General features: G+C 60.9%; 12 protein-coding genes. 9 read left to right on the forward strand and 3 right to left on the reverse strand.

The window, feature by feature from the left end; translation table 11 throughout:
- Positions 1 to 89: 89 nt before the first annotated feature.
- The 3 genes from AC2CGW_RS19545 to AC2CGW_RS19555 form a co-directional block, all read right to left on the reverse strand.
- The gene (locus AC2CGW_RS19545) at positions 90 to 368 is read right to left on the reverse strand and encodes a TfoX/Sxy family protein (RefSeq protein WP_186670391.1); all 279 of its coding nucleotides are present in this window, start codon (positions 366 to 368) and stop codon (positions 90 to 92) included.
- Positions 369 to 504: 136 nt separating this feature from the next.
- Positions 505 to 852: a pentapeptide repeat-containing protein gene (locus tag AC2CGW_RS19550; protein WP_186670389.1), complete on the reverse strand. Its 348-nt coding sequence runs from the start codon at positions 850 to 852 to the stop codon at positions 505 to 507.
- A 98-nt stretch (positions 853 to 950) separates the two neighbouring features.
- Positions 951 to 2513, reverse strand: a complete 1563-nt coding sequence (locus tag AC2CGW_RS19555; RefSeq protein WP_186720401.1) for a bifunctional aminoglycoside phosphotransferase/ATP-binding protein — start codon at positions 2511 to 2513, stop codon at positions 951 to 953.
- Positions 2514 to 2627: 114 nt separating this feature from the next.
- Between AC2CGW_RS19555 and mrcB the strand changes: the two genes are divergently transcribed.
- From mrcB to msrQ, 9 genes are all read left to right on the forward strand, one after another.
- The gene (mrcB, locus tag AC2CGW_RS19560; protein ID WP_186711124.1) at positions 2628 to 4949 is read left to right on the forward strand and encodes a penicillin-binding protein 1B; all 2322 of its coding nucleotides are present in this window, start codon (positions 2628 to 2630) and stop codon (positions 4947 to 4949) included.
- 26 nt (positions 4950 to 4975) lie between these two features.
- On the forward strand, positions 4976 to 5755 hold the full coding sequence (locus tag AC2CGW_RS19565; RefSeq protein WP_484574461.1) for a tetratricopeptide repeat protein: 780 nt from the start codon (positions 4976 to 4978) through the stop codon (positions 5753 to 5755).
- Entirely contained in the window at positions 5752 to 6078 is a 327-nt protein-coding gene (locus tag AC2CGW_RS19570; protein ID WP_186670385.1) for a YqcC family protein, read from the forward strand. The genes AC2CGW_RS19565 and AC2CGW_RS19570 overlap by 4 nt, the downstream gene beginning before the upstream one ends.
- Positions 6079 to 6492: 414 nt before the next feature.
- Positions 6493 to 8217 carry an acetolactate synthase 3 large subunit gene (locus AC2CGW_RS19575; protein WP_484574462.1) on the forward strand — a complete coding sequence of 575 codons (1725 nt, stop codon included), beginning with the start codon at positions 6493 to 6495 and terminating at the stop codon, positions 8215 to 8217.
- 1 nt (position 8218) lies between these two features.
- Positions 8219 to 8710: an acetolactate synthase small subunit gene (gene ilvN, locus AC2CGW_RS19580; RefSeq protein WP_003250040.1), complete on the forward strand. Its 492-nt coding sequence runs from the start codon at positions 8219 to 8221 to the stop codon at positions 8708 to 8710.
- Positions 8711 to 8764: 54 nt separating this feature from the next.
- Positions 8765 to 9781, forward strand: a complete 1017-nt coding sequence (gene ilvC, locus AC2CGW_RS19585; RefSeq protein ID WP_151926452.1) for a ketol-acid reductoisomerase — start codon at positions 8765 to 8767, stop codon at positions 9779 to 9781.
- Between the two features lie 151 nt (positions 9782 to 9932).
- Positions 9933 to 10784 carry a CDP-diacylglycerol--serine O-phosphatidyltransferase gene (gene pssA / locus AC2CGW_RS19590; RefSeq protein ID WP_054892580.1) on the forward strand — a complete coding sequence of 284 codons (852 nt, stop codon included), beginning with the start codon at positions 9933 to 9935 and terminating at the stop codon, positions 10782 to 10784.
- Between the two features lie 78 nt (positions 10785 to 10862).
- Positions 10863 to 11876: a protein-methionine-sulfoxide reductase catalytic subunit MsrP gene (gene msrP, locus AC2CGW_RS19595; protein ID WP_484574463.1), complete on the forward strand. Its 1014-nt coding sequence runs from the start codon at positions 10863 to 10865 to the stop codon at positions 11874 to 11876.
- Positions 11876 to 12478: a protein-methionine-sulfoxide reductase heme-binding subunit MsrQ gene (gene msrQ, locus AC2CGW_RS19600; RefSeq protein ID WP_186670381.1), complete on the forward strand. Its 603-nt coding sequence runs from the start codon at positions 11876 to 11878 to the stop codon at positions 12476 to 12478. Before msrP ends, msrQ begins: the two co-directional genes overlap by 1 nt.
- Positions 12479 to 12591 lie beyond the last annotated feature (113 nt).

Here is a 12591-nt window from a genome sequence, read left to right on the forward strand (position 1 = left end):
CCAGGGGCTTTCAGTTTATCCAACCAGTCTCGCGACCAGTTGTGATAATCATAACGATTCTCATTTAGTGGTCAATACCCTTTCTTCGATTATTCTGCTTTTTTTTGCGGCGGGGTCTTGGCATCCAGTTGCTGGTTCAGTGCCTGCTTGCGTTCGGCGGGCAGATCGTTCCAGTGCATATCCAGCAGTGCGCCCTCGATGGCGTACAACAACACTTTCGAAGCGCGGAAGCCCCGCGTCCTCACGGCCTGGTAAGCCCCGACCGCGCCCAGGCGGCGCAAATCCGAAGCGCTGTGGATACCAGCGGCATGCAACCATTGCGCAGAGGTCTTGCCTAGATTCTTCAGATGCTGCAACTCATCGTTCATCGAGCCTCCTTGCGATGGCCGAACGGGTCTGTGGATAAATCGCGAGCAGGTCAGAGAGGAGTGTAGCGGGGCTGGGCGAATACGCGGCCTTTTGCCATGTGCGGGCGACGGGATGCTGTGTCCAGAAATGTCAGGCTTAGCCTTTCGGACGATAACGCATGCGCGTACCGAACTTCAGGGACATGAGGATTTCGTCAGCGCTCAGGTCGCCCGGGAAATAGGTCCCGGAGATCTGTGCGTGGGAGATGCTGGCGCCTTCCATGCCCGTTTCGCGCAGATCCAGCCCACGCAGGTCGGCAGCATGAAAGTAGGCGTCGGTGAAATCGATGCCGCGTACATCGAGGTTGCGCAGGTCAAGGCCCCGGAAGTCACCACCGCGAAAATCAATGGCGCCGTCGACTGGCTTCTCGCGGTTGAAGGTGGCGATCTGTTCATCGCGCACCAGGGTGTACAGGGCGTTGTCCAACTGCCGTGGCTGGTTCATGACGGCGCCTCCTCAGGGGTGTGATGATATTGTAATGCCATCACTGAGGTGGCGCCGAAGATCAGGCGCGAACTGTGGACTGGTTCACGCCTTGCAGGTCAGAGACCGGGCAGGCGCTGGCGGATCTGCTCGATGAGTTGGTCCATGCTGGCGCTTTCATGGGTGTCGACGCGCTTGCCATGCGCGGCCTCCTCTTCGTCCAGTGGGTCGCGGTTGGCTTGCTGGGCCTTTACCACTTCCAGGGTGGCGTCGGACGGATCGACATTTTCTGTCTGACGCTGCTCCAGCCAGCTGATGATGACCGCTTCGGGCGCCTGGCAGTCGAGGATCAGGAAGGGGACACCAGTGCTGTTGGCCACTTCCGCTGCGGCCTTGCGCTGCTCGCGCTTGAGATAGGTGGCATCGAGCACGACAGGGAAACCGGCGCGCAGGATGGTCGCTGCCAGCTCGTTCAGGCGCTTGTAGGTGGCAGTGCTTGCGTCCTGGTCATAGATGCCCGCTTGCAGTTGGCCGGAGTTCTGCGCCTGCTGCTCGCCGTACAGCCGCTTGCGCTCGACATCCGAACGTACGCGGATTGCCCCCAGCGACTCGACCAGGCGCATCGCCACATGGCTCTTGCCGACGGCGGACACGCCATGGGTGATGGCCAGCAGGCGCGAGGGGATGGCGCTGTAGCTCTCTGCCAGGTTGGCGTAGTTGCGATAGGTGCGCAGGGTCGTGGCGCGCTGCACGCCGTCGGCATCGGGCGACAGGCTGAACAGGGCAACCTTGGCGCGTACCAGGGCGCGGTAGGCCTTGTAGAAATTCAGCAGTTCCAGGCCTTCGTAGTCGCCGGTCAGTTCCAGGTACTGGCTGACGAAGCGCCGGGCCAGGCACTTGAGGCCGCGGTCTTCCAGGTCCATGGCCAGGAATGCGGTATCGGCGTACACATCGGTCAGGCGGAACGGCTCGTTGAACTCGATGCAGTCGAAGATCACCACCTTGCCGTCGATCAGGGTGGCGTTGCCCAGGTGGATATCGCCGTGGCATTCGCGGATGAAGCCATTGGCCTTGCGCGCCTCGAGCAGGCCATGCAGGCGCTTGAAGCTGTCCTGGGCCCAGGCTTGCAGGTTATCCAGTTGCTGCAGGTCGGCCTTGTCGGTGAGGAATGGGCGGATCTGCTCGAAATTCTGCTCCACCGGCGCCATTACCGCTTCTGGGGTGCCCAGCGCGTGCTCGACTGGCACTTTCGGCGCTTGCAGGTGGAACTCGGCGATCTGTCGGGCCATCTGGTCAATGTGGCCGGCATTCAGCTCACCGTTGGCTTGCAGGGTGCTGAGCATCTGCCCTTGGGGGAACTGACGCATCTTCAGGGCGAACTCGATCGGCTCACCTTCGCCACCGAGCTGCGGTGCTTCGGCACTGCCGGTGATCGGCAGCACTTCCAGGTACAGGCCCTCGGTCAGGCGCTGGTTCAAGCGCAATTCTTCGTTACAGAAATGCTGGCGCTGGTCCAGGCCAGTGAAATCGAGGAAACCGAAATTCATTGGTTTCTTTATCTTGTAGGCATATTCGCCAGTGAGCAGAACCCAGGAGATGTGTGTCTCGATGAGCTGGAAGCCTTCTACGGCGTGGGGGTAGAGGGCGGGGTTCTGCAGCGCGCTGATCAGGGCTTGGCTCACGGAGATCCTTCCGGGGTAAGGGAATTCGGAGGCGACATTATGGTCAATGGAGCCGCCCCTGCCTACCGCCTGAGGGCGTCCCCTGCCTTTGCAAAGTGCGTATAATCCGCCGCCATGACTCGTACCCGAAATTCCCGAACCCCCAAGAAACGTCCGCCCAGCCGCTCCCGCGCCTGGCTGGGCTGGGCACTCAAGCTCAGTCTGGTCGGTCTGGTGGTGATCGCCGGCTTTGCGGTCTACCTCGATGCCGTCGTCCAGGAAAAGTTCTCTGGCAAGCGCTGGACCATCCCGGCCAAGGTGTATGCCCGGCCGCTGGAGCTGTTCGTCGGCCAGAAGCTGAGCAAGGATGATTTCCTCACCGAGCTCGATGCCCTGGGCTACCGTCGCGAGGCAACGGCCAATGGTCCGGGCGAGGCCTCGGTCAACGGTGGCAATGTCGATCTGAATACCCGCGGCTTCCAGTTCTACGAGGGCATGGAGCCTGCGCAGTTCGTGCGTGTACGCTTCTCCGGCGACTATGTCGCCGGGCTGGCGGGGGCCAACGGTGGCAAGCTCGACGTGGTTCGCCTGGAGCCGCTGATGATCGGTGGTATCTACCCGAAGAATCTCGAAGACCGCATCCTGATCAACATCGACCAGGTGCCGCCATACCTGCTGGAAACCTTGATCGCCACCGAAGACCGCGATTTCTACAGCCACTTCGGTGTTTCGCCCAAGTCGATCGCGCGGGCAGTGTGGGTCAACACCTCGTCCGGGGCCATGCGCCAGGGCGGCAGTACGCTCACGCAACAGTTGGTGAAGAATTTCTTCCTGACCAACGAACGCAGCCTCAGCCGCAAGCTGACCGAAGCGATGATGGCCGTGCTGCTGGAAATGCACTACGACAAGCGCGAGATTCTCGAAGCCTATCTGAACGAAGTCTTCGTCGGTCAGGACGGCCAGCGCGCGGTGCATGGTTTCGGCCTGGCCAGCCAGTTCTTCTTCAGCCAGCCGCTGTCGGAGCTCAAGCTGCACCAGATTGCCCTGCTGGTGGGCATGGTCAAGGGACCGTCCTACTACAACCCGCGCCGCTACCCTGAGCGCGCTCTGCAACGGCGCAACCTGGTGCTCGACCTGCTCGCCGAGCAGGGCGTGGCCAGCCAGGAAGTGGTCGATGCGGCGAAGAAGATGCCACTGGGCGTGACCAAGCGCGGCAGCCTGGCCGACAGCTCCTTCCCGGCCTTCCTCGACCTGGTCAAGCGCCAACTACGCCAGGACTATCGCGACGAAGACCTGACCGAAGAAGGCTTGCGCATCTTCACCAGTTTCGACCCGATCCTGCAGATGAAGGCCGAAACCGCGATGAGTGAAACCTTCAAGCGCCTGGCCGGCCGCAAGGGCGCCGACGAGGTCGAGTCGGCGATGGTGGTGACCAACCCGGAAACCGGCGAAGTGCAGGCGCTGATCGGCAGCCGTCAGTCGGGCTTCGCCGGCTTCAACCGCGCCATCGACGCGGTCAGGCCGATCGGTTCGCTGGTCAAGCCGGCGGTCTACCTGACGGCGCTGGAGCAGCCGAGCAAGTACACCCTGACCAGTTGGGTGCAGGACGAACCGTTTTCGGTCAAGGGCGCCGATGGCCAGGTATGGCGCCCGCAGAACTACGACCGGCGCTCCCACGGCACTATCTACCTGTATCAGGGGCTGGCCAACTCCTACAACCTTTCCACCGCCAAGCTGGGCCTTGAGGTGGGCGTGCCCAACGTCATCAAGACCATCGGCCGGCTGGGTGTCAAGGTCGACTGGCCGGCGTTCCCGTCGATGCTGCTGGGCGCTGGCGGCATGTCGCCGATGCAGGTCGCGACCATGTACCAGACCATCGCCAATGGCGGCTTCAATACACCGATGCGCGGGATTCGCAGCGTGCTGACCGCCGAAGGCGAGCCGCTCAAGCGCTACCCGTTCCAGATCCAGCAGACCTTCGACCCGGGTGCGATCTACCTGGTGCAGAACGCCATGCAGCGGGTAATGCGCGAGGGTACAGGTCGCTCGGTGTACAACGTGCTGCCGAACAATCTGACGTTGGCGGGCAAGACCGGTACCAGCAACGACTCGCGCGACAGTTGGTTCTCAGGCTTCAGCCAGGACCTGCTGGCAGTGGTCTGGCTCGGCCGCGACGACAACGGCAAGACCCCATTCACCGGTGCTACCGGTGCATTGCAGGTCTGGACCAGCTTCATGCGCAAGGCTGACCCGCTGCCGCTGGACATGCCGCAGCCGGATAACGTGGTGAAGGCCTGGATCGATCCGCACAGCGCCCAGGGCTCCGACGCTAGCTGTCCGGGAGCGGTGCAGATGCCGTATATTCGTGGGAGCGAACCGCCTGCCGGTACTGCCTGCGGTGGCGAGCAGAATCCTGCCGAGTCGGTCATGGACTGGGTCAAGGGCTGGATGAATTGAGCGGCCTGTATTGAAGAGGGTGTGAAGTGAACAAGTGGTGGTTTCCTGCCTTGACGGCGCTGGCCGTGCTGCACGGCTGCGCCAGCGTCCCGCGTGGCGCCATTCCGGTGGTCGATTCGAGTACACGGGTCTCGAACAGCGAGCGTGTCACGGCCAACCGTGGCGCGCCGGTCTACTCCGGCAGCAATGGTACGTCCCAGGCCCAGTCCCTGCCTGAAGATTCCGGGGTCACGGTGATGATCCCGCAGGGCGCGGGTGCATCGCCGATCCAGACCTTCCCGGCGCAAACCGGTTCTGCACCGCTGAGCACCGGGCCGATCACCCCAGGGCCGATCAGCAGCGGCCCGATCACCACCAACCCCAATCCGGCAGGTGATGAACCTTTCGACATCGCGTCGATGAACAGTGCGCCGGCCGCTGCCACGCGTGCGCCTACCGGTATCCCACGCAGCAACGGCGGCGGGTTGTCCGCCGATGAGCAACTGGACGGTCCAGTCCTGGCATTGCTGACCACCGCCCAGCAGCAGCAGGGCAGTGGCGACCTCAACGGTGCTTCGTCCAGCCTGGAGCGCGCCCAGCGCATCGCACCGCGTGAGCCGCAGGTGCTGTTCCGCCTGGCTCAGGTGCGTCTGTCGCAAGGGGATGCTGCACAATCCGAGCAACTCGCCCGCCGGGCACTGACGTATGCCAACGGTCGTCCTGATCTGCAGGCCGAACTGTGGAACATCATCGCCCAGGCTCGCGAGAAACAGGGTGACAGTGCCGGCGCCGCCCTGGCACGGCAGAAGGCGCGGACCGCGTCGTGATGGAACAGCGCATTCTCGATATTGCCGACCACCTGCTGCTGATCGAGCGCGAGCTTCAGGTCCGTGGCTGGTGGGACCATGAGCCACCCAGCGCAAGCGCCCTGGCCAGCACCGTGCCGTTCGCGGTCGATACGCTTTCGTTCGAACAGTGGCTGCAGTGGATTTTCCTACCGCGCATGAAGCTTATTCTTGAGCATGGTCACCCTTTGCCTAATGCATCGGGGATCCTGGTCATGGCCGAGACGGTATTCACCGACCGTCCGGAAGAAAGCCGCGAACTGCGGCGCCTGCTGGCAGCATTCGATCAATTGATCGCTGCTTGAGCCTGATTTCTTCTCTTTTTCCTTCAAGGGCCGCAGATTGTGGCCCTTTTTTATGGAAATCTTTGCTTTCCTGCTGCTGGCGTCGTTTTTCGTGGTGGTAGGAATTCATCTCAGGGAAAAATTGGCAATAATTTTTCTTGACTTGAGGGCGGCGAATCAGAAGAATCCAGTTTCCGCTGTAGGGGGACTGCCAGAAGCAGACCCGCTAGGCAGATCATGAGGCGCACACCCGCGCCGACTCGCTACACCCCGCAACGCGTTACCTCGCGCTGGGTGGGAAAACCCCGCAACACTCTGGGGCGCTCCCAATACTTGCTCAGTCAGTGCTGACGTTCGCTCATGCTCTGCTTGGCAGTAAACCTATTAAGACCCGCCCGGATGGGGCGGTATTCTGGCGTTTTAGAGGTGAACAACGTGGAGCTTTTATCTGGCGCTGAGATGGTCGTCCGCTTCTTGCGTGACGAAGGCGTTAAGCACATTTACGGGTACCCTGGTGGTGCTCTCCTTCATGTTTACGATGCCCTGTTCAAGGAACCGGAAGTCCAGCACATCCTGGTTCGTCATGAGCAGGCTGCCACGCACATGGCAGACGGTTATGCCCGTGCCACCGGCAAGGCTGGCGTGGTCCTGGTGACCTCCGGTCCCGGTGCGACCAACGCCATTACCGGTATCGCCACCGCCTACATGGATTCCATCCCGATGGTCATCCTGTCTGGCCAGGTGCCCAGCACCATGGTCGGCACCGATGCCTTCCAGGAAACCGACATGATCGGGATCTCCCGGCCGATCGTGAAGCACAGCTTCATGATCAAGAACCCGACCGAGATCCCGGAAGTTCTGAAAAAAGCGTTCTACCTGGCGCAATCCGGTCGCCCAGGTCCAGTCGTGGTCGACATTCCAAAAGACATGACCAACCCGGCCGAGAAGTTCGAGTACGTCTACCCGAAAAAGGTCAAGCTGCGCTCCTACAGCCCTGCGGTCCGTGGCCACTCCGGCCAGATCCGCAAGGCCGCCGAGATGCTCCTGGCCGCCAAGCGTCCGATCGTCTACTCCGGCGGCGGCGTGATTCTCGGTGGTGGCTCCGAAGCCCTGACCGAAATCGCCAAGTCCTTGAACCTGCCGGTCACCAACACCCTGATGGGGTTGGGCGGCTTCCCAGGTACCGATCGCCAGTTCCTCGGCATGCTGGGCATGCACGGCAGCTACACCGCCAACCTGGCGATGCACAATGCCGACGTGATCCTTGCTGTTGGCGCGCGCTTCGACGACCGTGTGGTCAACGGCCCGGCCAAGTTCTGCCCGAACGCCAAGATCATCCACATCGACATCGACCCTGCGTCGATCTCGAAGATGATCAAGGCCGACGTGCCGATCGTGGGGCCGGTCGAGAGCGTGCTCAGCGAGATGCTGGCCATCTTCAGGGAAATCGGCGAGAAGCCTGAAAAGGCGGCCCTCGATGCCTGGTGGAAGCAGATCGATGAGTGGCGCGGTGACCGCGGCCTGTTCCCTTACGACAAGGGCGACGGCAGTGTCATCAAGCCTCAGCAGGTCATCGAGACCTTGTGCGAAGTGACCAATGGCGACGCCTTCGTCACCTCCGACGTAGGTCAGCATCAGATGTTCGCGGCGCAGTACTACCGCTTCAACAAACCCAATCGCTGGATCAACTCCGGCGGCCTGGGCACCATGGGCTTCGGTTTCCCGGCAGCCATGGGCGTCAAGCTCAATTTCCCGGACCAGGACGTGGCTTGTGTCACTGGCGAAGGCAGCATCCAGATGAACATCCAGGAGCTGTCCACCTGCATGCAGTACGGCCTGCCGGTGAAGATCGTCAACCTGAACAACGGGGTGCTGGGCATGGTTCGCCAATGGCAGGACATGTCCTACAACGGTCGTCACTCGCACTCGTACGTCGAGTCGCTGCCTGACTTCATCAAGCTGGCCGAGGCCTATGGCCATGTGGGTATCCGCATCACCAGCCTCAAAGACCTCAAGCCGAAACTGGAAGAGGCCTTTGCGATGAAGGACCGCCTGGTGTTCATCGACATCGCGGTCGACCGGACCGAGCACGTCTACCCGATGCAGATCAAGGACGGCTCGATGCGTGACATGTGGCTGAGCAAGACGGAGCGTACCTGATATGCGGCACATCATTTCCCTGCTGCTGGAAAACGAACCTGGTGCCTTGTCGCGCGTGGTCGGTCTGTTCTCCCAGCGCAACTACAACATCGAAAGCCTGACGGTTGCACCAACCGAGGACCCGACCCTGTCGCGCCTCACCCTCACCACCGTGGGTCATGACGAAGTGATCGAGCAGATCACCAAGAACCTGAACAAGCTGGTAGAGGTGGTCAAGCTGGTCGACCTGTCGGAGAGCGCCCATATCGAGCGCGAACTGATGCTGGTAAAGGTCAAGGCTACCGGCGCCCAGCGCGCCGAAATCAAGCGCACCACGGATATTTTCCGTGGGCAGATCGTCGATGTCACCGCCAGTGTGTATACCGTGCAACTGAGCGGCACCAGCGATAAGCTGGACAGCTTCATCCAGGCGATCGGCACCGCTTCGATTCTCGAAACCGTGCGCAGCGGCGTCACCGGCATTGCCCGTGGCGACAAAGTACTCAGCATCTAACTTCACCAATTAGCGAAGGTCCTGCGGGGCCGAGATATAACCAGGGGTATTTCCATGAAAGTGTTCTACGACAAAGACTGCGACCTCTCCATCATCCAGGGCAAGAAAGTCGCCATCATCGGTTACGGCTCCCAGGGTCACGCCCAGGCGTGCAACCTGAAAGACTCCGGTGTAGACGTTACCGTCGGTCTGCGTAAAGGTTCGGCCACCGTTGCCAAGGCAGAAGCCCATGGCCTGAAAGTCGCTGACGTCGCTACCGCCGTCGCTGCTGCCGACCTTGTCATGATCCTGACCCCGGACGAATTCCAGGGCACCCTGTACAAGACCGAGATCGAGCCGAACATCAAGAAAGGCGCCACCCTGGCCTTCTCCCACGGCTTCTCGATCCACTACAACCAGGTCGTTCCCCGCGGCGACCTCGACGTGATCATGATCGCGCCGAAGGCTCCGGGCCACACCGTGCGCTCCGAGTTCGTCAAGGGTGGCGGCATTCCTGACCTGATCGCGGTCTACCAGGACGCTTCGGGCAACGCCAAGAACGTCGCACTGTCGTACGCTGCTGGCGTCGGCGGTGGCCGTACCGGCATCATCGAAACCACCTTCAAGGACGAGACCGAAACCGACCTGTTCGGCGAGCAGGCCGTTCTGTGCGGCGGTACCGTAGAGCTGGTCAAGGCTGGCTTCGAAACTCTGGTCGAAGCAGGCTACGCGCCTGAAATGGCCTACTTCGAGTGCCTGCACGAGCTGAAGCTGATCGTTGACCTCATGTACGAAGGCGGCATCGCCAACATGAACTACTCGATCTCCAACAACGCCGAGTACGGTGAGTACGTGACCGGTCCTGAGGTCATCAACGAAGAATCCCGCAAGGCCATGCGCAACGCTCTGAAGCGCATCCAGGACGGCGAATACGCGAAGATGTTCATCAGCGAAGGTGCTACCAACTATCCTTCGATGACCGCCAAGCGTCGTAACAACGCCGCCCACGGCATCGAAATCATCGGCGAGCAACTGCGCTCGATGATGCCGTGGATCTCGGCCAACAAGATCGTCGACAAGACCAAGAACTGAGTCTTGCCTCGATAGATTAAAAACGCGGCTTCGGCCGCGTTTTTTCGTTTAGGCAGTCAGCTTCTGGTATAAAGCGACCAGAGGCCTGCCGTTAGAACCTGTTTCGCCGGCCTCTGTCGAACTTATTCCACCCAGTTGCAAGGTGCATTTCATGAGCGAACGTCCCGAAGAGCCGAACAAGCCCTCCGACGCCGAAAGCCTGCTACCTGTCGATGAGCATGTTGAGGAAGGTCACGACGCCGAAGGGCGCAAGGTCCGGCATCGCGGTATCTACCTGCTGCCCAACCTCTTCACCACCGCTAACCTGTTCGCCGGTTTCTACTCGATCATCAACTCCATCAGTGCGCAGAGCGCCCTGAGCGCGGGTGATCCGCGCGAGGCGAGCAAGTACTTCGCCTTCGCTGCGATCGCCATCTTCGTCGCCATGGTCCTGGACAGCCTCGATGGCCGTGTGGCGCGGATGACCAACACGCAAAGCGCCTTCGGTGCCGAGTACGACTCGTTGTCGGACATGGTTGCCTTCGGTGTGGCGCCTGCGTTACTGGCCTTTGGCTGGGCGCTGGGCGACATGGGCAAGGTCGGCTGGATGGTCGCCTTCATCTATGTGGCCGGTGCCGCGTTGCGTCTGGCGCGTTTCAACACTCAGGTCGGCACCGCCGACAAGCGCTACTTCATCGGTCTGGCCAGCCCGGCCGCGGCAGGTGTGGTCGCCGGTACCGTGTGGGCCTTCAGCGATTACGGTATCCAGGGTTCAAAACTGTCGTTCCTGGTGGCGCTGCTGGTGGCTGCTGCAGGCATGCTGATGGTCAGCAACATCAAGTACAACAGCTTCAAGGAGCTGGATCTCAAGGGGCGCGTACCCTTTGTTGCGATTCTGGCCGTGGTGCTGGTGTTCGCCGTGGTGTTCAGCGATCCACCACGGATTCTGCTGCTGATCTTCCTCGGCTATGCGGTTTCAGGCCCAGTGCAGTACTTGCTGCGCGGTCGTCGTCGCAAAGTCTGAAAAAAGATTTAATGCTGGAATAACTCTCCGGCTCCATAGTCTTACTGGTACATCCGCCACCAGTGCTGTGGAGCCGCCATGCTCATCAAGCTTCCCAAGTCGTCCGATTGCAACGAATCGGACGTTACCCCTGAAAGTGTCTATTTCTCTCGCCGCTCTGTATTGGGTGCCTCTCTAGCCGGGTTTGCGTTGGGCGCTTTGCCTGTGCTCGGCCAGGCCGCCGAACCTTCGCGCTATGCCGACGTGGAGGCGGGTTCGACGCCTGGCTGGTTCAAGGACAAGCTCGGTGCGACGCGCTGGCAAGCCGTGACGGTCAAGGATGAGGCAATCACGCCATTCAAGGATGCTACCCACTACAACAACTTCTACGAGTTCGGGCCCGACAAGGGGGATCCGGCGGCCAATGCCGGCAGTCTCAAGACCGAGCCCTGGAGCGTGGTGGTCGATGGCGAGGTGGGCAAGCCCGGGCGCTACGCGCTGGAAGACTTCGTCAAGCCCCTGCAGCTTGAGGAGCGTATCTACCGGCTGCGTTGCGTCGAGGCCTGGTCGATGGTCATTCCCTGGCTGGGCTTTCCGCTGTCTGAGGTACTCAAGCAGGTCGAGCCGACTTCGAAGGCTCGTTATGTTCGTTTCGAAACGCTGCAGGATCCCAAGAGCATGCCGGGTCAGCGCTCGGGCTTTGCGCTGATCGACTGGCCCTACGTGGAAGGATTGCGCCTGGATGAGGCGATGAATCCGCTGGCTATCATGGCGGTGGGCATGTATGGGCGCGAGTTGCCCAATCAGAACGGTGCGCCGCTGCGTCTGGTAGTGCCGTGGAAGTATGGGTTCAAGAGCATCAAGTCGATCGTGCGTATCAGTCTGGTGGCCGAGCAGCCGCAGACCACCTGGCAGGGGCTGGCGCCGAGCGAGTATGGCTTCTATGCCAACGTCAATCCGCAGGTCGATCACCCGCGTTGGAGCCAGGCGCGTGAGCGGCGGCTGCCCAGCGGCCTGTTCAGCCCCAATGTTCGTACCACCCAGATGTTCAATGGCTATGAGGACGAGGTTGCATCTCTTTATAGCGGTCTCGACCTGCGGAAGAACTACTGATGCGTTATCCCTGGTTTCGCTTGGCGATCTTCATCATTGGCTGTCTGTTCCCGGCCTGGTGGTTGTATGAGGCGGCCATGAACCTGCTCGGGCCGGATCCAGGGAAAATTCTGGTAGACAGGCTGGGGCTTGGTGCCCTGGTATTCCTGCTGGTAACGCTGGGTATGAGCCCTCTGCAGCGCCTGACGGGGTGGGGTGGCTGGATCGTCGCGCGACGACAGCTGGGATTGTGGTGTTTTGCCTATATTGTCCTGCACATGACGGCCTATATGGTCTTCATCCTCGGGCTCGACTGGGGGCAGCTTGGTGTCGAGCTGCGCAAGCGGCCCTATATCATCGTCGGGGTACTCGCGTTCCTGGGGCTGCTGGCCTTGGCGGTGACCTCCAACCGTTATAGCCAGAGACGGCTCGGTGCGCGCTGGAAGAAGCTGCACAAGCTGGTCTATGTGATCCTCGGGCTGGGCCTGCTGCATTTCCTGTGGATTGTGCGTTCGGATCTGCAGGAGTGGGCTATCTATGCCGGGGTAGGGGCACTGTTGATGGTGATGCGGGTTCCACCGGTGTGGCGGCGGGTGCCCCGTCTGATAGGCCGGCGTGCTTAAGCTTTTCATTATTATGGTTTTTTTTGAAATTAACGCTTGACGCCCTCTCAGATCCCCTTATAATGCGCCCCACTTCCGCAGCAAACGGAACGCAAAACTCCTTGTTAATCAAC

The sequence above is a fragment of the Pseudomonas sp. SYWMCR5 genome, assembly GCF_057197165.1.

What these genes read in the sequence shown, in the direction of transcription:
- AC2CGW_RS19545 (WP_186670391.1), bottom strand. Translation starts at nt 368, where the DNA reads ATGAACGATGAGTTGCAGCATCTGAAGAATCTAGGCAAGACCTCTGCG.
- AC2CGW_RS19550 (WP_186670389.1), bottom strand. Translation starts at nt 852, where the DNA reads ATGAACCAGCCACGGCAGTTGGACAACGCCCTGTACACCCTGGTGCGC.
- msrQ (WP_186670381.1), top strand. Translation starts at nt 11,876, where the DNA reads ATGCGTTATCCCTGGTTTCGCTTGGCGATCTTCATCATTGGCTGTCTG.
- mrcB (WP_186711124.1), top strand. Translation starts at nt 2,628, where the DNA reads ATGACTCGTACCCGAAATTCCCGAACCCCCAAGAAACGTCCGCCCAGC.
- ilvC (WP_151926452.1), top strand. Translation starts at nt 8,765, where the DNA reads ATGAAAGTGTTCTACGACAAAGACTGCGACCTCTCCATCATCCAGGGC.
- pssA (WP_054892580.1), top strand. Translation starts at nt 9,933, where the DNA reads ATGAGCGAACGTCCCGAAGAGCCGAACAAGCCCTCCGACGCCGAAAGC.
- ilvN (WP_003250040.1), top strand. Translation starts at nt 8,219, where the DNA reads ATGCGGCACATCATTTCCCTGCTGCTGGAAAACGAACCTGGTGCCTTG.
- msrP (WP_484574463.1), top strand. Translation starts at nt 10,863, where the DNA reads ATGCTCATCAAGCTTCCCAAGTCGTCCGATTGCAACGAATCGGACGTT.